The following is a 16,159-nucleotide window of genomic DNA, read 5'->3' as shown; positions in this document are numbered from 1 at the left end:
AATTAATTAACCTTTTCTAGCTCCACCGCCACGGTTTCCACCACGGTTTCCACCACGACCACCTTTGCGGTTGTCACGGTCCCCACGACGATCTCCGGCCTCGCTTCCACCACGAGATTTAGTGTTTGAAGTTTGACCAATGTTCGGAGATAGATCACGTTTGCCGTAAACTTCACCTTTACATATCCACACTTTCACACCAATTTTACCGTAAGTAGTCAAAGCTTCTGCTAATGCATAGTCAATGTCTGCACGTAAAGTATGCAAAGGAGTTCTTCCTTCTTTATACTGCTCAGTACGCGCCATCTCAGCACCACCAAGACGGCCAGAACACATAACCTTAATACCTTCAGCACCCATACGCATTGTAGACGCAATAGAGGTCTTCATTGCGCGACGGAATGAAATACGTGCTTCTAATTGTTTCGCGATTCCTTCCGCTACCAACTTCGCATCGAGCTCAGGTCGTTTGATTTCGAAAATATTGATTTGAACATCCTTTTTAGTCAGTTTCTTCAATTCTTCTTTAATCTTGTCAACTTCTTGACCACCTTTACCGATTACGATACCCGGACGCGCGGTGTGAATCGTTACCGTGATGCGTTTTAAAGTTCTTTCAATAACAACTTTCGCTACACCACCTTTTGCAATACGAACAGAAAGGTATTTTCTTATTTTTTCGTCTTCAACTAACTTATCAGAATAGTTGTTGCCTCCGAACCAATTAGAATCCCATCCTTTGATGATACCTAATCTGCTACCTATTGGATTTGCTTTTTGTCCCATTCTAATTATAAATTAACTGTTACGTTGTTTAAAGTATCTACTACCAAAGTTACATGGTTAGAACGTTTACGAATTCTATAACCACGGCCTTGCGGAGCCGGACGTAATCTTTTCAATTGACGACCGCCACCAACAGAAACCTCTTTTACATATAAAGAGCTGTCTTCTAATGAAGCACCTTCATTCTTAGCTTCCCAGTTTTTAATTGCTGATAATAACAATTTTTCAACACGGATAGCTGCTTCTTTCCCTGTGTGTTTAAGGATGTAAAGAGCATTTTCCACTTTCTCGCCACGGATAAGATCCACTACAAGGCGCATCTTACGAGGCGATGTAGGGCAGTTCAATAACTTGGCCGTAGAAGCTCCTCCTACTTGAGCTTTTTCCTGCTCTTTACGCTGTCTGATAAGGACAGACTTTTTAAGTTTCTTTGTTGCTTCCATTACCTAATTATTTTTTCTTTTCTGCGTGGCCTTTGAAAGTACGCGTAGGCGCAAATTCACCAAGCTTGTGACCAACCATATTTTCTGTTACATAAACAGGGATAAATTTATTCCCATTGTGCACCGCGAAGGTATGACCAACAAAATCAGGTGAAATCATAGATCTACGAGACCATGTTTTGATAACTGATTTTTTGTTTGTTTCATTCATAGAAAGAACTTTTCTCTCTAAGTTGTGATCGATATAAGGACCTTTTTTTATTGAACGAGCCATTATTTTTTCCTTCTCTCAATGATGTAACGATTCGATGTTTTCTTCTTGTAACGCGTTTTGTAGCCTTTAGCTAATAAACCTGTGCGTGAACGAGGCTGTCCTCCTGAAGTACGACCTTCACCACCACCCATAGGGTGATCGACTGGGTTCATAGCTACACCACGAACGCGTGGACGACGACCAGCCCAACGGTTGCGACCTGCTTTACCCATTACTTGATTTGCTCTTTGCGAGTTCGATACCGAACCGATTGTTGCAACACAAGTTAATAAGATCATACGGGTCTCACTTGAAGGCAATTTGATAATAGCATATTTACCATCACGTGCAGACAATTGCGCATATGTTCCAGCGGAACGTGCAATTGAACCTCCTTGGCCTGGGTTCAATTCAATGTTATGAATGATCGAACCTAAAGGAATGTTTGCTAGTGGTAAAGTATTACCAACTTCTGGAGCTACGTGATCACCTGCGATCACAGTTTGACCTACTGTTAATCCTGCCGGAGCAATGATGTAACGTTTTTCACCATCAGCGTAGTGCAATAAAGCAATACGTGCAGTACGGTTAGGATCGTACTCAATTGTAGCTACTTTTGCGGGGATATCTTTTTTATCGCGTTTGAAATCTATTAATCGGTATGATTTTTTATGTCCCCCACCGAGATAACGCATAGTCATTTTACCGGTATTATTACGACCGCCTGACTTTTTGATGCTTGTTACTAAGGATTTCTCAGGAACGTTAGTTGTAACGTCTGAATAATCAGCATCAACTCTAAAACGAGTACCAGGGGTGACCGGTTTGAATCTTTTAACTGCCATTTCTTATTATAGTGTAGTGTAAAAGTCAATTGTTTCGCCATCTTTCACCGTGATGATGGCTTTTTTATACTTAGGGCTTCTTCCAGAAACAAACCCAGCTTTAGTGTGACGGCTTTTAGTTTTACCTGCAACAACCGCTGTATTAACAGCAACTACAGTAACACCAAACATTTCCTCAACAGCTAGTTTGATTTGGATTTTATTAGCTCTGTGATCTACCTTGAAAGCGTAACGGTTCAATTTTTCCGTTAAGATTGAAGCTTTCTCAGTTAAAATAGGTTTTTTGATAATTTCCATATTACTTAGCGAATGCCTCCTCCAAAGTTTTAACAGAATCTGCAGTCAACAAAAGTTTCGTTGCGTTCAACACATCATATGTGTTTAAATCTGAAGCTGCGATTACTTTTGCTTTCTTCAAGTTTCTGCTTGATAAATAAACATTGTTATTGTATGCTGGTAAAACCAATAAAGTTTTCTCATCAGCAACATTTAATGCGTCAACTAAAGCAATGTAGTTTTTGGTCTTGATCGAGTCAAAATCTACCGTATCGATAACCACGATATTGTTTTCTTTTGCTTTATAACTTAACGCTGATTTACGTGCTACTTGCTTTAATTTCTTATTCAATTTGAAGCTGTAGTCACGTGGTTGAGGACCGAATACACGACCACCACCATTGAACAATGGAGATTTGATAGAACCCGCACGAGCACCACCTGTCCCTTTTTGCTTGTGTAATTTACGAGTAGATCCCGCGATTTCATTACGTTGTTTGGATTTGTGAGTTCCTTGGCGTTGGTTCGCTAGATATTGTTTCACATCCAAATAGATCGCATGGTCGTTAGGCTCTACACCAAATACTGATTCAGGCAGTTGCACCTTGGCACCTGTTTCTTTACCTGATAAATTTAATACATTAACTTCCATCTCTATTTGTCTACGATTACATATGAACCTTTAGCTCCCGGAATGGAACCACTAACAACAATAAGGTTTTGATCTAAATAAACTTTCAAAACTTGTAAGTTTTGAATCTTTACTTTCTCACCACCCGTACGACCAGCCATGCGCATTCCTTTGAATACACGTGAAGGCCAAGATGAAGCACCTAATGAACCCGGCGCGCGTAATCTGTTGTGCTGACCGTGAGTCGCACCACCTACACCACCAAATCCGTGACGCTTCATTACACCTTGAAATCCCTTACCTTTAGAAGTTCCGACTACATCAACGTACTCGCCCTCTTCGAAGATAGTTACATCCACGGTGTCACCTAGTTGCTTCTCATCCTCGAAGGTTTTGAACTCAACTAGCTTACGCTTAGGAGTCACTCCTGCTTTTGCAAAGTGTCCTTTTAAAGGAGATGAAGTGTTCTTTTCCTTGGCATCGTCATAGCCAAGTTGAACAGCTCCGTAGCCATCCTTCTCTACCGTACGTATCTGCGTTACCACGCACGGCCCAGCCTCAATTACTGTACAAGGAATATTCTTCCCTTCCGCATCGAACAGGCTGGTCATTCCTACTTTTTTACCAATAATTCCTGACATGTTATAAATAAATTAATTAAAAGTCCATCGAAGCAGTAGGGCTTCGTTCAAGACACAATTTCCCCAATAAGGGATTGCAAAGGTATGAAGAATTTTGTAAGTATCAAACAGTTAGTCGATTATTTTTTATCTAAAATTCAGAAAATCGACTTTATTTGCGGGCGCAAAAAAAAGACAGGAAAACATTTTCAACATCTATTAGCAACAACACAAACAAGACACGCTGAAAAACGTCCTTTTACGTGCAAAAAACAGCGCAGGTATACGACCAAAACACCCCGGACATTCCAAAGCGTTTCACGCTAATAAATCGGGCTGGCGAACAAAATATATTCGGCCTACACTTCCCTAATATTGCCCAGTATTTAGCATGACCAATGTACAGGCTTCAACCCCCTCAATGCCATTTTCTTCCAACTTCGCTAATAACTCGGGGTTTTCAGTCCCAGGATTAAAAATGACGCGCTTGGGATGTGTATTGAGAATATAATCGAAATAGGGCGCCTGATTTTGCGGCCCAACATACAAGGTGATCGTATCAATATCCTGATGTGGCGTCCCCATAGGTTCGATCTCTACACCGGCGACCTTACCAATTTTCCGTCCCACATTAACAATAGGATATCCCTTGCGCACCAACTTATTTGCCACCAAATAAGCGTACCGAGCTGGGTTGGTACTTGCTCCAAGAATCAATGTTTTTTTCATAAATTTTAATCAAAATTAATTGACAACAAAATCGCCATTGGCATTATAAGCACTTTTTCGTAAAACTGGTATTTCAAGTATTTCGTATAATTCGTCCAGTCTAAGCAAACTCCCGTTCGCCATATTGGATAATAATACGATCGTTACATCGTGTGTTAAATCCCGAACATATAAATTTCGAAAACCATGCCACCAACCCGTGTGATACACCACCTGCGCATCTTTAGGGGAAAAGGTTCGCCACCCGTAACCGTACCCAAATGTACTGTTTTTAGAATCTGTACGCGGCACATAAGCCGAATCGAGCGTGGATTTTTTCACGATACGTTCATCCTTCAACGCTGCATCTAACAAGAAAAGATCCTGAACAGTACTATAAATACCCTTATCCCCTACCGGCCCATCGAGGTAGTTCTGTACAACAGAACGTCTCCAAACTTTATCATGCCCCACGACATCTGTTGGAATGGTTTCATAGACGGCCTTTGAAAGAACCGCTGTATTTTTCATCCCCGCCGGGTCAAATATAGTCTCCTTCATATAAACGCCAAAATCGCTTCCTGTAATCTTCTCAATTATCGATGCCAAAACCATGAAATTAGAGTTGTTATAATGATAACGGCCACCGGGCGAACCATAACGCGCAGGCTTAAATTCGATCAGCAGATTCATAGCATCCATATTGGACATTGCTTTACTACGATCGGGCCACTTGTCCTCTGAAAAATAAACATAGTTCGGCAACCCACTACGATGGCTCAATAACATATCGATAGTAACTCCTGGGTATGGAAAATCAGGAAAGAAATCGTTTACGGTTTGTGTGTATTGCAATTTACCATCTTCTATTAGTTTGAGAACCCCAAGCGATGTGAGCGGTTTTGAAACCGAAGCTAGTTCAAATTTCGAGGTGATCTTCAAACTATCTTTATGAAGGTAATCCGCCCAACCAAATGTATTTTGGTATATAATTTTTCCCTTCTTAGCGATAAGCACATTACCATTAAAGGCTGACTTCTTATGAAGCTTCTGCATAAAAGCATCAATTTCCTTATTTGCCTTGGTCGAATCATAAACTAAAGAAACACTATCTTTCTCTGCTCGATCTTTCTCTATCCGTTTTTGTTTAGCTTCAGGCGAGGAGCAGCCTAAAACTGTTAAAAATAAAACTATAATTGTCAAATGATAAGGTACTCTCACTATATGGAATCAAATATTCTATAAAACTCTTGTTGATTGTGGCAAAATAATATTAATTACACGAAAAATCAACTTAAACACAGTTAACATATTGGATACATTTCTAAGGAGTGCGTGCAAGGTAAAGTATCGAAAATGTTAACTCATTGTTAATGTACGACCTAACTGGGAGTCAATAGGTTCATCGATTGACAAACAATAAACTAAAAAAGCCCTTTAGATTTTCTCCAAAGGGCTTCCTTGTCTATATTATATTTTTACGAGGATTATGCAAGCAAACGAATAGGCGCTTCCAACAAACCTTTTAATGTTTGTAAAAATGCAGCCCCAGTTGCTCCATCGACCACACGATGGTCACATCCTAGTGTTAATTTCATAACATTACCAGGAACAACAGCACCGTCTTTTACAACCGGCACCTGTTGAATAGCACCAACCGATAAGATCGCTCCATCAGGAGAATTAATGATCGATGTGAATTCGTCAATACCAAACATACCTAAATTGGAAACGGTGAAGGTAGAACCTTCCCAATCAGCGGGCTGCAATTTCTTCGCTTTCGCTTTCTGTCCGTATTCTTTAACTTCTGCAGAGATATGAGAAAGTGATTTCCCATCAGCAAACCGCACAACTGGCACTAGTAAGCCATCCTCCACAGCCATTGCTACACCAACGTTGACATGTTCGTTAAAACGAATCATATCACCCTTCCATGATGAGTTCACTGCTGGGTGCTTTTTCAGGGCAACGGCTACGGCTTTAATCACAAGGTCGTTGAAAGAAACTTTTACGGGTGCTACAGTATTGATCTGACCACGCGCAGCGATTGCACTATCCATATCAATAGAAATAGTCAAATAGAAATGTGGTGCCGTATACAACGACTCACCTAAGCGACGAGCAATTGTTTTACGCATTTGCGAAACTTTTTGCTCGGTATATTTCTCTTCCCCTATATATTGCGGAATTGAAATTGATTTGCTTTCCGTCGGCGCACTAGCATCTGCCACTGGCGAAGATTCCGCTTTAGCTTTAGGCACAAAACTTTCTACGTCTTTCTTAATAATACGCCCACCATCTGCTGAACCTTGAACATCATTCAAATCGATACCTTTCTCCTTCGCAATTTTACGAGCTAAAGGTGAAGCTTTCACACGAGAATCGTCACTCGAGGAATCCGTCGATTTGTTAGACGAGATATCAGCTGTAGCTTCGGCTTTCGGCGCATCATCTTTCGGTGCATCGGCCTTCGGTTTATCTGCAGCGCTGGTGTTTGTCTTTTGATTTATAAGTGGGGTAACATCTGTACCAGCAGGCCCTACAATTGCAATAATGTCGTTTACTTTAGCCGCTTGACCCGCTTCCAACCCTATATATAACAACGTGCCGTCAGCGTATGCAGTTACCTCCATTGTCGCCTTATCCGTCTCTACATCGGCAATCGCGTCATCCGATTTGATTGTATCGCCAACTTTAAAGTTCCATTGAGCAATAACCCCTTCGGTCATCGTATCACTAAGCAAAGGCATCGTGATAACCGTACAATCAAGTTCTTCAGGTGTAACAGCTTCACCCGCTGGAGCATCTTCCGTTTGCTCGGCAGAATCTTCTGTTTTCTCATCTGCAGGCTTTTCGGGTTCCGAATCGCCTTCTTCTAAGAGCGCTTTATAGTCTTCGCCCTCTTCACCTAGAACCGCTATAACCGCGTCAATTGCAACAGCTTCACCTTCTTTAGGACCGATATATAGCAATACACCTTCTTGGTAGGACTCGAAGTCCATGGTTGCTTTATCCGTCTCGACTTCAGCGATAAGATCGCCAGAGTTTACCTTGTCACCGACTTTTTTGTGCCATTTAGCTATTACACCTTCGGTCATGGTGTCGCTCATTTTCGGCATTCTTACTACTTCAGCCATTTGTATAGTAGATTATATCTTTGAGTTAAAGTAAGCTAATCGTTATTAATCCATTATGAAAGGATAGTCCTCTTGGACATATATATCCTTATAAATTTCAGAAGCATCCGGATAAGGCGATTCTTCAGCAAATTTAACTGCATCTTCCACAATCTTTTTGACTTCTGCATCTGCCTCGGCAAACCACGCTTCGTCAGCGTAATTATTTTCCACGATTGCCGCTTTGGTAGACAATAATGGATCTCTTCCTTTATACTCTTGCAATTCGTCTTTGGTTCGGTATTTCGCTGGGTCGGACATCGAGTGTCCTTTGTAGCGGTATGTACGAATTTCCAAAAAGGTAGGTCCCTCTCCTGAACGTGCACGTTGAACAGCCTCATCCATTGCATTGTGCACGGCAACAACATCCATTCCATCAACAGCAGAACTCGGCATATCGAAGCCGTGTCCCATCTTGTAGATATCGAGCATATTTGTTGTACGTTCTACTGAAGTACCCATCGCATAACCGTTGTTTTCACAAACGAAAACAACAGGAAGCTGCCAAGTCATCGCCATGTTCAAGGTTTCATTAAATGCCCCTTGACGCACAGCTCCGTCACCCATATAGCAAATATTAACGTTGTTTGTACCCAAGTACTTTTCAGCAAACGCGATACCAGCACCCAAAGGTATTTGTCCACCGACGATACCATGGCCACCCATCATCTTGTGCTCTTTCGAGAAGAAGTGCATTGATCCACCTTTTCCTTTCGAGCAGCCCGTCGATTTCCCAAACATTTCTGCCATGCACGCATTTGCAGACACCCCTTTTGCTAATGCATGAGCGTGGTCTCTGTACGCGGTAATGATAGAATCTTCAGGCTTAATAACAGACATGGTTCCGGCCATTACAGCCTCTTGACCGATGTACAAATGACAAAATCCACGGATTTTTTGCTGTCCATATAATTGTCCAGACTTTTCCTCGAACTTACGCATGAGCAATATAGATTTATACCACTCTAAATATGTTTCTTTTGTTATAGGTGTTGAACTCATTTTAATGAATTGAATTTCTTAACTTATCCGAGCACAAATCTAATCAATTATAACGATATTTTGGATATAATTTCGGCACGAATTCAGCTTTTTGTCAGAATAATATATAATTTCATTTTTATCACGTTACCAGCAACAACGGATCGCTTCTCTATTTTTTAATCAAATTAATTAAATCTGCGAACGTAAGACTACGCTGCTCTCCGCTAGCCATGTCCTTTACCGAATAAATGCCAGATGAGATTTCCTCCTCCCCTACGAGCACGACATACGGAACGCCTTTACCGTCCGCATAGCTCATTTGCTTTTTCAGTTTTGCTGCGGCTGGATATAATTCTGCAGCAATACCTTGCTCACGTAATGCTGCCAAAAGTGGAAGTGTGTGTTTAACGTACGAGTCATCAAAATTCACGATCAGTACGCTTGTCGTACCTTCGCCAGCAACAGGAAATAGCCCAAGCTCGTCCAATACGTCGTAGATCCGGTCCGCTCCGAAGGAAACGCCCACACCAGTAAGATCCTTTAGTCCGAACATTCCTGTCAAGTCATCGTAGCGACCCCCGCCGCCGATGCTACCCATTGCCACTTCATTAGTTTTTACTTCAAAAATACAACCGGTATAATAGTTTAAACCGCGTGCAAGTGTTATATCTACCTCCACCACGCCTTCCAACAAATCAGCTTTGCCAAAAGAATCTAATAAACTAAACACGTCTTCAATTTCCTTTACGCCCCGTAAACCGGTCGGAGATCCTGATAACATTTCTTTGATGGCCGCTAATTTATCCTTATTATTTCCCTGAAGTAAAATAATAGGCTGCAAAAGCGCGACATCTTGTTCGTTAAAACCTCGTGTCAAAAGTTCCTTATTAACCCCATCCAAGCCTATCTTATCCAATTTATCGATCGCCACGGTCATATCGACGATAAGCCCGGGTTTACCAATCACCTCAGCAATTCCGGAAAGAATTTTCCGGTTATTTATCTTTATGGTAAAATCCGTTAAACCGAGCGCCAACAACGCTTCGTTATAAATAAGTATGAATTCCGCTTCATTGAGTAAGGAAGAAGAGCCTACCACGTCAACATCACACTGGTAAAACTCGCGATATCGCCCGCGTTGAGGACGATCTGCCCGCCATACGGGTTGAATTTGGAAGCGTTTAAAAGGGAGTGCGATTTCGTGTTGATGCATTACCACGTACCGTGCAAAAGGCACAGTCAAATCGTAGCGTAAGGCTTTTTCCGAAATATAGGGCACGAGTTTATTAGAGTGCTTCTGTTCTAGTAAATCCGATGGAGATTTCAAAAGATAGTCTCCTGAATTAAGGATTTTAAAAATTAACTTATCGCCCTCCTCGCCGTACTTTCCGGTCAGGGTGTTTAAATTCTCAAAAGTTGGCGTTTGAATTTCGCTATAACCAAATTTAGCAAAAATAGTACGTAAGGTATTAAATATATGGTTGCGTTTTTCCATCTCCAACGGTGAAAAATCACGCGTACCTTTAGCTAATGAGGGTTTAATATTTGCCATACCGCAAAGGTAAGACATCCTGATGAAAACAGAAACATAAGATTGCTTTAACGAGCGATATCTTCGGTATCAAAAACTTTAAGAAACCCACAGGCCTCTTCGGCCGCCAGCTTCTCGGCACTTTTCTTATTAAAATCCCGACCAAGCCCACAAACCTCGCCTGCCACGCGTACTTCAACCGTAAAAAGTTTGGCAGACTCATCGGGAGCATTATCGATGTGCACAAACTGAACTTCTTTACCGTAATGCTGACACCATTCTATCAGCCGGCTCTTAAAATTGGTTTCAGTAACCTCCAGCATATGTATATCCACATGTGGTTTGATAATACGCGTCAATAAGAACTCTTTTGTAAACCGATACCCCCGATCGACGTATACTGCTCCCACCACAGCCTCAAAGGCATCACCGAGCAGCGAGCTTTGCTTGTTGGGATAACTGATCATCCGTGCATCGTATTCGATAAATTCATTAAAACCCAACTTTCGCGAGAGTTGATTTAGGTTGGCACGGCTAACAATTTTTGAACGCAGTTCGGTCAAGAACCCCTCGTCGCGATAGGGGTATAACTTAAATAGCAACTCAGCCACAACAGAACCCAAAACAGCGTCGCCGAGAAACTCTAAACGCTCGTTACTATTTTTTGCCCCATCTTTAATATTTTTCGCTACCGACTTATGCCGAAAAGCCAACTTATATAAGTTAAGATTACCGGGCACAAATCCGAGTATATTCTTAAGCTTACGCACGTAAGCCTTATGCGGAGAAAAGTACAAATAATATATCCTTGAGAAAGGCATTCCAAATATATAAATAAGGAATAGGCAGCTTCTCATCGAAGCTACCTATTTATTTCATTGTAACTAAATTATCTTCTTAAAATAGACATTTAAGAACGATACTTTTTAACAACAACCGACGCGTTGTGCCCACCAAAACCAAATGTATTGCTTAAGGCTGCATTGACCACTCGCTTTTGCGCTGTGTTAAATGTAAAATTAAGTTTGTTATCAATCTCCTGATCATCCGTAAAATGGTTGATTGTCGGAGGAACGATATCATTCTTTACCGATAAAATTGAAGCAATAGCTTCGATAGCGCCGGCAGCTCCAAGTAGATGACCGGTCATAGATTTTGTAGAACTTATATTCAAGTTGTACGCATCCTCACCAAATAAATCTCTGATCGCACGACTCTCACTGATATCGCCGACTGGGGTCGAGGTACCGTGTACATTGATGTAATCGACGTCGGCATATGTCATATTGGCATCACCTATCGCCTTGCTCATTGCTAATTTAGCTCCCAATCCTTCCGGATGTGAAGCCGTCACATGAAACGCATCCGCACTCATTCCACCACCCGCTACCTCAGCATATATCTTAGCACCTCGTGCTAAGGCATGTTCTAAGCTTTCTAAAATGATAGCCCCAGAGCCTTCTCCGGAAACAAATCCGTCCCGATCTTTATCAAAAGGTCGAGATGCGGTTGTAGGGTCATCATTCCGTGTCGACAGAGCGTGCATCGCATTGAACCCTCCGATACCGGCTTCATTAATTGTAGCTTCAGAACCACCAGTGATAATACAATCAGCTACACCCATACGGATATAATTGAAAGCATCGATCATTGCATTGGTCGAGGAAGCACAAGCAGAAACGGCCGAAAAATTAGGGCCGCGTAGTCCATGACGCATCGAAATGTGTCCAGGCGCGATATCAACGAGCATCTTCGGAATAAAAAATGGATTAAAACGCGGCGTACCATCGCCCTTCGCGTAATTGACGACCTCGTCTAAAAATGTTTTTAAACCGCCAATGCCCGAACCCCAAATCACTCCGATGCGATTGGTATCAAGCTTTTCAAATTCCAGTCCAGCATCTTTCACGGCTTCATCGGTTGAAGCGATCGCGTACTGAACAAAAGGATCGACTTTGCGAGCCTCCTTACGATCCATAAAATCATGTGGATCAAATCCCTTCACTTCACAAGCGAATTGGGTCTTAAATTTTGATGCATCGAAATGCGTAATAGGAGCAGCGCCACTCACACCGTTAATTAATCCTTCCCAATAACTGGAAACGGTATTACCCAACGGTGTAAGAGCGCCTAACCCTGTTACAACTACTCTTTTAAGCTCCATTAAATATGTTTGGCCTAATAAATTAGTTATTAACGTTCTTTTCTAAATAAGAGATAGCTTGACCTACTGTACTGATGTTTTCAGCTTGATCATCTGGAATAGCTACGTTAAATTCTTTTTCGAATTCCATGATCAACTCAACTGTATCAAGCGAGTCTGCACCTAAATCATTCGTGAATGAAGCCTCTGGTGTCACCTCGTTTTCGTCTACACCTAACTTCTCAACGATAATTGCTTTTACTCTTGATGCGATATCTGACATGATTTTATAGTTTAATTGTTTAATAAATCTGTGCAAAGAAAAATAAATTTCCCCAATTATCAAACCTTTTCAGTTTAAAGATTTGAAATAAGAACGTTTTCACCCTGGCTTCGTCCGAAAAAAACCGTGGCCATCATGCAAATACCCAATATTAACGATTTTATTTTTATCTAGCAAGAACTTTCAACTCTAGTTGAAATTAAAGATAAAAATCTGTCAATTACCCGAATTTTTGCTATTTTCGAATTTAATTTCTAAAACTGTGAGCGTTACTAAAAAACATTTAATCCTAGATCTCGACTTCGACCTGGAACTAGACTTTGTGTTAGTTGGTATTAGTTCATCGTTGCGGGACTACCGATTGTGCCATTTCATTTTTAAACAAACAGGACTCGCTTTTGTTCGAGGTAAAGAAGATTATCTTGACCACAAAGGGTATGTAAAAGTAAAAGACCAGGAGGAGATGGACTATCATATTGTATTTGAAAAGCGGAAGCAAAAAACAGTGGATAAGAACTATTTCTCCATTTATCGTTACTGTGATACCCACTTCGAATACGAATATTACCTCCTAAACAATCGTAGTGTTGACGGCGGCTATTTAATACCCGAGCTACCAAATTTTGATTATTTTATGCTTATTAAGCATTATATTGACAAAGACGATTTACAAAAACTAATGGACCAAATTAAGGATGTCAAGGAGGTTATTCTTACAAAAGAATTAGATCCTACGTCATTAAAATCAAAAGAAAATCTTATTTTTTAGTAACTTAGCTCTAACAAAGTGTAAATTTTACACAGAGATAAAACTAAGTTAAAGAACATATTGCTATTTTTGCAGTAGCATTTGTTTTGAAACAATAGCGAACAACACAAGAAAAACACAAAATAAAACACTGTAAATGAATAAGATTCAAAAAAAGACGAAAATCGTTGCAACCCTTGGTCCTGCTTCTGCGGACAAGACTATATTACTCAATATGATCGCTAAGGGTGTGGATGTTTGTCGTTTGAACTTCTCTCACGGAAGCCAAGACGATCATCTAAAAGTGATAAACACAATTCGGGAAATAAATAGAGAAAATCCTTTCAACGTAGGTATCCTCGCAGATTTGCAAGGACCAAAAATCCGTATTGGAAAAATGAAAGAAGGAGGTGCTTTTTTAGTAAACGGTTCACAAATTGAGATCACAACGAGCGAATTAATCGGCGACGAAAAAAGAATCTATATCAGTTACGAAAATTTCCCAAATGACGTTCAAGATAACGAGATTATATTATTAGACGACGGTAAACTTCAACTTCGTGTTCTAGAGACAAACCATAAAGACACGGTTAAGTGTGAAGTTGTTCATGGCGGAATATTAACGTCCAGAAAAGGTGTTAACCTACCGAATACGAAAGTTTCAATTCCTTCCTTAACGGAAGAAGATCTTGACAACTTAAATTTTGCGTTAGAGCATGATGCCGATTGGATAGCTATGTCATTTGTTCGTACAGCGGAAGAAATTATACAGTGTAAAAAAATCATTAAAGAAAAAGGATCGCACGCGCTGGTTATCGCCAAAATAGAGAAACCTGAAGCGATTGATAACATCGACGCAATCATTGAAGCAACAGATGCAATCATGGTTGCTCGTGGCGACTTAGGGGTGGAGATGCCTATGGAAGAAGTTCCCGTACTTCAAAAAATGATCGTACAAAAATGCCGCGACTTATCAAAACCCGTTATCATTGCTACGCAAATGTTAGAGAGTATGATTACAACACCGCGTCCTACGCGTGCAGAAGTGAACGATGTCGCAAACTCGGTATTGGATGGTGCAGATGCGGTAATGCTAAGTGGTGAGACTTCGGTAGGTGAATTTCCCGAGATTGTAATCGAAACGATGGCAAAAATCATTACGCACGTGGAACAAACCTCTTATCCTTACTATAGCCGTAAAGATGGTGTTCATCCGAAAATAACACGAATTCCAGATGCAATTTGTACTTCCTCGATTCATCTGGCAAAAGACACAGCTGCTTCGGCAATTGCTGTAATGACCTCCTCGGGATACACCGCATTTGAAATCTCAAGCTATCGACCAAATACGAACATTTATGTCTTTACCGGTAACAAGAAGTTATTAAATCTATTAAGCCTAGTGTGGGGGGTACGCGTGTTTATCTACGAAAAATTCGAAAGTACAGATGGCTCCGTTCAAGATGTGAACCGCCTACTACAAGAAAAAAACCTTGTTGCATCCGGACAGATCGTGATCAATACCTCTTCGACACCATTACACGAAAAAGGTAGAACGAATACCATTCGTGTATCAGAGGTACACTAGTTACAAAAATTAAAATACTTAAGCAAAAAGGAGTTCGAAAGAACTCCTTTTTGCTTCTTATGACCGAAGAATCTCTTCGCGCGTGGCGCGGGGTAAGCTTTGAAATATTAGCGAATAGCTATCATCAATCAATGTGCAAATTCGCTCGTCATCAAGTCTACGATTACAATACACCGTGTTCCAGTGTTTTTTATTCATATGGTAACCTGCAAACACCGTGTTGGGATAATCTTCACGGAGCTCCACCGCGTACGATGGCTCACACTTTACATTAAAACAAAGCTCGTCTACTTGTGACAAGCCTACAAGCAAAAATATTTTCCCTTGCAGTTTAAACACCAATGTATCGGGGCCAAAAGGGAGTTCTTCGGTTACCCTGTTTTTACTGATGCAATATTCACGGATGCTTTCAATGTTCATGCTTATAACATTTCATGCAAGAGTTCGCGTTGCAGCTCCTCCCCTTTATCTTCATTATACCAATGTTGCAACGCCTCTTTCACTTCTTCGAACGACTTGTCCGCGTGTTTCATCTGATCAAAGATCGCTTGCAACTTCTGCGGGCGTGGTCCCCAAATCACTTTATCATGCCCCACGTCATTACGAATGATAAGTTTTGGAATTGATTTTCCTCCGTTAGTTAAATAGTCTTCGATCAGATGTGGTTCATCATCGCGCAACTGAATTTCAAAATCTATATTCGGATTATTCTTCACGATTTGATAGAGCTGCGCTACCGAGTGTGCCGCATCGCCGCACCAAGGTTCCGTAATTACAATCCAATGCTGTGGCTCGGTAATCGAAGCGATAAGACTTTTTATTTGATCGTTGGGTTCAAATCTTTTCAACCAGCGGTTTGTCCGTGACCAGTTGAGTTTGGTGTAATTGAAATATTCTTTATCCCCGTAGGGGTCGAAGTCCTGCGGAGACTCCAAAATTTGTTCAAAATGATCTAAATATTCCTGAAAGGTCATAAATTTATGTGTTCTTGCCAACACGAATTTAGTAATTTATTCCGGGTAAAAAAAAATGTCTCGTCAGGCTTCGGCTAATTGCGGCAGCAAAAATGACAGTTTGTCAGCGAATTTTGACCGAGAAAAGACAGAAATCCGTTTTTTATGCCGATTCCAACGTTGGCACAGCA

Annotated in this window: 19 protein-coding genes; 2 read left to right on the top strand and 17 right to left on the bottom strand. The window is 41.0% G+C overall.

The window, feature by feature from the left end; translation table 11 throughout:
• Positions 1–6: 6 nt before the first annotated feature.
• The 15 genes from rpsC to FM107_RS18670 all read right to left on the bottom strand — a co-directional run bounded on the left by rpsC (position 7) and on the right by FM107_RS18670 (position 12,679).
• On the bottom strand, positions 7–786 hold the full coding sequence (gene rpsC, locus FM107_RS18745; RefSeq protein ID WP_086950007.1) for a 30S ribosomal protein S3: 780 nt from the start codon (positions 784–786) through the stop codon (positions 7–9).
• 5 nt (positions 787–791) lie between these two features.
• Entirely contained in the window at positions 792–1,229 is a 438-nt protein-coding gene (rplV, locus tag FM107_RS18740; protein ID WP_086950006.1) for a 50S ribosomal protein L22, read from the bottom strand.
• 7 nt (positions 1,230–1,236) lie between these two features.
• On the bottom strand, positions 1,237–1,503 hold the full coding sequence (gene rpsS, locus FM107_RS18735; RefSeq protein WP_037498931.1) for a 30S ribosomal protein S19: 267 nt from the start codon (positions 1,501–1,503) through the stop codon (positions 1,237–1,239).
• The gene (gene rplB, locus FM107_RS18730; RefSeq protein WP_086950005.1) at positions 1,503–2,327 is read right to left on the bottom strand and encodes a 50S ribosomal protein L2; all 825 of its coding nucleotides are present in this window, start codon (positions 2,325–2,327) and stop codon (positions 1,503–1,505) included. The genes rpsS and rplB overlap by 1 nt, the downstream gene beginning before the upstream one ends.
• 6 nt (positions 2,328–2,333) lie before the next feature.
• A complete protein-coding gene (gene rplW / locus FM107_RS18725) occupies positions 2,334–2,624 on the bottom strand; it encodes a 50S ribosomal protein L23 (RefSeq protein WP_086950004.1) in 291 nt (96 codons plus the stop codon).
• Position 2,625: 1 nt separating this feature from the next.
• A complete protein-coding gene (gene rplD / locus FM107_RS18720) occupies positions 2,626–3,255 on the bottom strand; it encodes a 50S ribosomal protein L4 (protein ID WP_086950003.1) in 630 nt (209 codons plus the stop codon).
• Between the two features lie 2 nt (positions 3,256–3,257).
• Positions 3,258–3,875 (bottom strand): 50S ribosomal protein L3, encoded by a 618-nt coding sequence (gene rplC, locus FM107_RS18715; RefSeq protein WP_086950002.1) that lies wholly within the window; start codon positions 3,873–3,875, stop codon positions 3,258–3,260.
• 348 nt (positions 3,876–4,223) lie between these two features.
• On the bottom strand, positions 4,224–4,583 hold the full coding sequence (locus FM107_RS18705; protein ID WP_086950000.1) for a CoA-binding protein: 360 nt from the start codon (positions 4,581–4,583) through the stop codon (positions 4,224–4,226).
• 15 nt (positions 4,584–4,598) lie between these two features.
• On the bottom strand, positions 4,599–5,765 hold the full coding sequence (locus FM107_RS18700; protein ID WP_256959634.1) for a serine hydrolase: 1,167 nt from the start codon (positions 5,763–5,765) through the stop codon (positions 4,599–4,601).
• 284 nt (positions 5,766–6,049) lie between these two features.
• Positions 6,050–7,699, bottom strand: a complete 1,650-nt coding sequence (locus FM107_RS18695) for a pyruvate dehydrogenase complex dihydrolipoamide acetyltransferase (RefSeq protein ID WP_086949998.1) — start codon at positions 7,697–7,699, stop codon at positions 6,050–6,052.
• Positions 7,700–7,744: 45 nt separating this feature from the next.
• On the bottom strand, positions 7,745–8,740 hold the full coding sequence (pdhA, locus tag FM107_RS18690) for a pyruvate dehydrogenase (acetyl-transferring) E1 component subunit alpha (protein ID WP_086949997.1): 996 nt from the start codon (positions 8,738–8,740) through the stop codon (positions 7,745–7,747).
• Between the two features lie 151 nt (positions 8,741–8,891).
• The gene (gene hisS / locus FM107_RS18685; RefSeq protein WP_086949996.1) at positions 8,892–10,274 is read right to left on the bottom strand and encodes a histidine--tRNA ligase; all 1,383 of its coding nucleotides are present in this window, start codon (positions 10,272–10,274) and stop codon (positions 8,892–8,894) included.
• A 47-nt stretch (positions 10,275–10,321) separates the two neighbouring features.
• A complete protein-coding gene (gene rnc, locus FM107_RS18680; RefSeq protein ID WP_179204547.1) occupies positions 10,322–11,074 on the bottom strand; it encodes a ribonuclease III in 753 nt (250 codons plus the stop codon).
• Between the two features lie 89 nt (positions 11,075–11,163).
• Positions 11,164–12,417, bottom strand: a complete 1,254-nt coding sequence (fabF, locus tag FM107_RS18675; protein WP_086949994.1) for a beta-ketoacyl-ACP synthase II — start codon at positions 12,415–12,417, stop codon at positions 11,164–11,166.
• A 22-nt stretch (positions 12,418–12,439) separates the two neighbouring features.
• Complete coding sequence (locus FM107_RS18670) at positions 12,440–12,679, bottom strand: acyl carrier protein (RefSeq protein WP_037498900.1); 240 nt, start codon at positions 12,677–12,679, stop codon at positions 12,440–12,442.
• Between the two features lie 262 nt (positions 12,680–12,941).
• Here FM107_RS18670 and FM107_RS18665 point away from each other — a divergent pair, with 262 nt between their 5' ends.
• Entirely contained in the window at positions 12,942–13,448 is a 507-nt protein-coding gene (locus tag FM107_RS18665) for an IPExxxVDY family protein (RefSeq protein ID WP_179204546.1), read from the top strand.
• 136 nt (positions 13,449–13,584) lie between these two features.
• On the top strand, positions 13,585–15,015 hold the full coding sequence (pyk, locus tag FM107_RS18660) for a pyruvate kinase (RefSeq protein WP_086949993.1): 1,431 nt from the start codon (positions 13,585–13,587) through the stop codon (positions 15,013–15,015).
• Positions 15,016–15,072: 57 nt separating this feature from the next.
• On the opposite strand, the gene FM107_RS18655 is transcribed toward pyk, so the two are convergent.
• On the bottom strand, positions 15,073–15,435 hold the full coding sequence (locus FM107_RS18655; protein WP_086949992.1) for an MmcQ/YjbR family DNA-binding protein: 363 nt from the start codon (positions 15,433–15,435) through the stop codon (positions 15,073–15,075).
• A 2-nt stretch (positions 15,436–15,437) separates the two neighbouring features.
• The gene (locus FM107_RS18650) at positions 15,438–16,013 is read right to left on the bottom strand and encodes a thioredoxin family protein (RefSeq protein ID WP_256959633.1); all 576 of its coding nucleotides are present in this window, start codon (positions 16,011–16,013) and stop codon (positions 15,438–15,440) included.
• Positions 16,014–16,159 lie beyond the last annotated feature (146 nt).

The sequence above is a fragment of the Sphingobacterium sp. JB170 genome (assembly GCF_900163865.1).
In the GTDB taxonomy this organism is placed as follows: Bacteria; Bacteroidota; Bacteroidia; order Sphingobacteriales; family Sphingobacteriaceae; genus Sphingobacterium.
This window is presented reverse-complemented; position numbering and strand designations above follow the sequence as displayed.

Excerpts from the sequence above, each read along its gene's own strand:
- rnc (WP_179204547.1), bottom strand. The coding sequence starts at position 11,074 with ATGCCTTTCTCAAGGATATATTATTTGTACTTTTCTCCGCATAAGGCT.
- rpsS (WP_037498931.1), bottom strand. The coding sequence starts at position 1,503 with ATGGCTCGTTCAATAAAAAAAGGTCCTTATATCGATCACAACTTAGAG.
- rplW (WP_086950004.1), bottom strand. The coding sequence starts at position 2,624 with ATGGAAATTATCAAAAAACCTATTTTAACTGAGAAAGCTTCAATCTTA.
- pdhA (WP_086949997.1), bottom strand. The coding sequence starts at position 8,740 with ATGAGTTCAACACCTATAACAAAAGAAACATATTTAGAGTGGTATAAA.
- hisS (WP_086949996.1), bottom strand. The coding sequence starts at position 10,274 with ATGGCAAATATTAAACCCTCATTAGCTAAAGGTACGCGTGATTTTTCA.
- FM107_RS18695 (WP_086949998.1), bottom strand. The coding sequence starts at position 7,699 with ATGGCTGAAGTAGTAAGAATGCCGAAAATGAGCGACACCATGACCGAA.
- FM107_RS18705 (WP_086950000.1), bottom strand. The coding sequence starts at position 4,583 with ATGAAAAAAACATTGATTCTTGGAGCAAGTACCAACCCAGCTCGGTAC.
- fabF (WP_086949994.1), bottom strand. The coding sequence starts at position 12,417 with ATGGAGCTTAAAAGAGTAGTTGTAACAGGGTTAGGCGCTCTTACACCG.
- pyk (WP_086949993.1), top strand. The coding sequence starts at position 13,585 with ATGAATAAGATTCAAAAAAAGACGAAAATCGTTGCAACCCTTGGTCCT.
- rplV (WP_086950006.1), bottom strand. The coding sequence starts at position 1,229 with ATGGAAGCAACAAAGAAACTTAAAAAGTCTGTCCTTATCAGACAGCGT.
- rplB (WP_086950005.1), bottom strand. The coding sequence starts at position 2,327 with ATGGCAGTTAAAAGATTCAAACCGGTCACCCCTGGTACTCGTTTTAGA.
- rpsC (WP_086950007.1), bottom strand. The coding sequence starts at position 786 with ATGGGACAAAAAGCAAATCCAATAGGTAGCAGATTAGGTATCATCAAA.
- rplC (WP_086950002.1), bottom strand. The coding sequence starts at position 3,875 with ATGTCAGGAATTATTGGTAAAAAAGTAGGAATGACCAGCCTGTTCGAT.
- FM107_RS18655 (WP_086949992.1), bottom strand. The coding sequence starts at position 15,435 with ATGAACATTGAAAGCATCCGTGAATATTGCATCAGTAAAAACAGGGTA.
- FM107_RS18670 (WP_037498900.1), bottom strand. The coding sequence starts at position 12,679 with ATGTCAGATATCGCATCAAGAGTAAAAGCAATTATCGTTGAGAAGTTA.
- rplD (WP_086950003.1), bottom strand. The coding sequence starts at position 3,255 with ATGGAAGTTAATGTATTAAATTTATCAGGTAAAGAAACAGGTGCCAAG.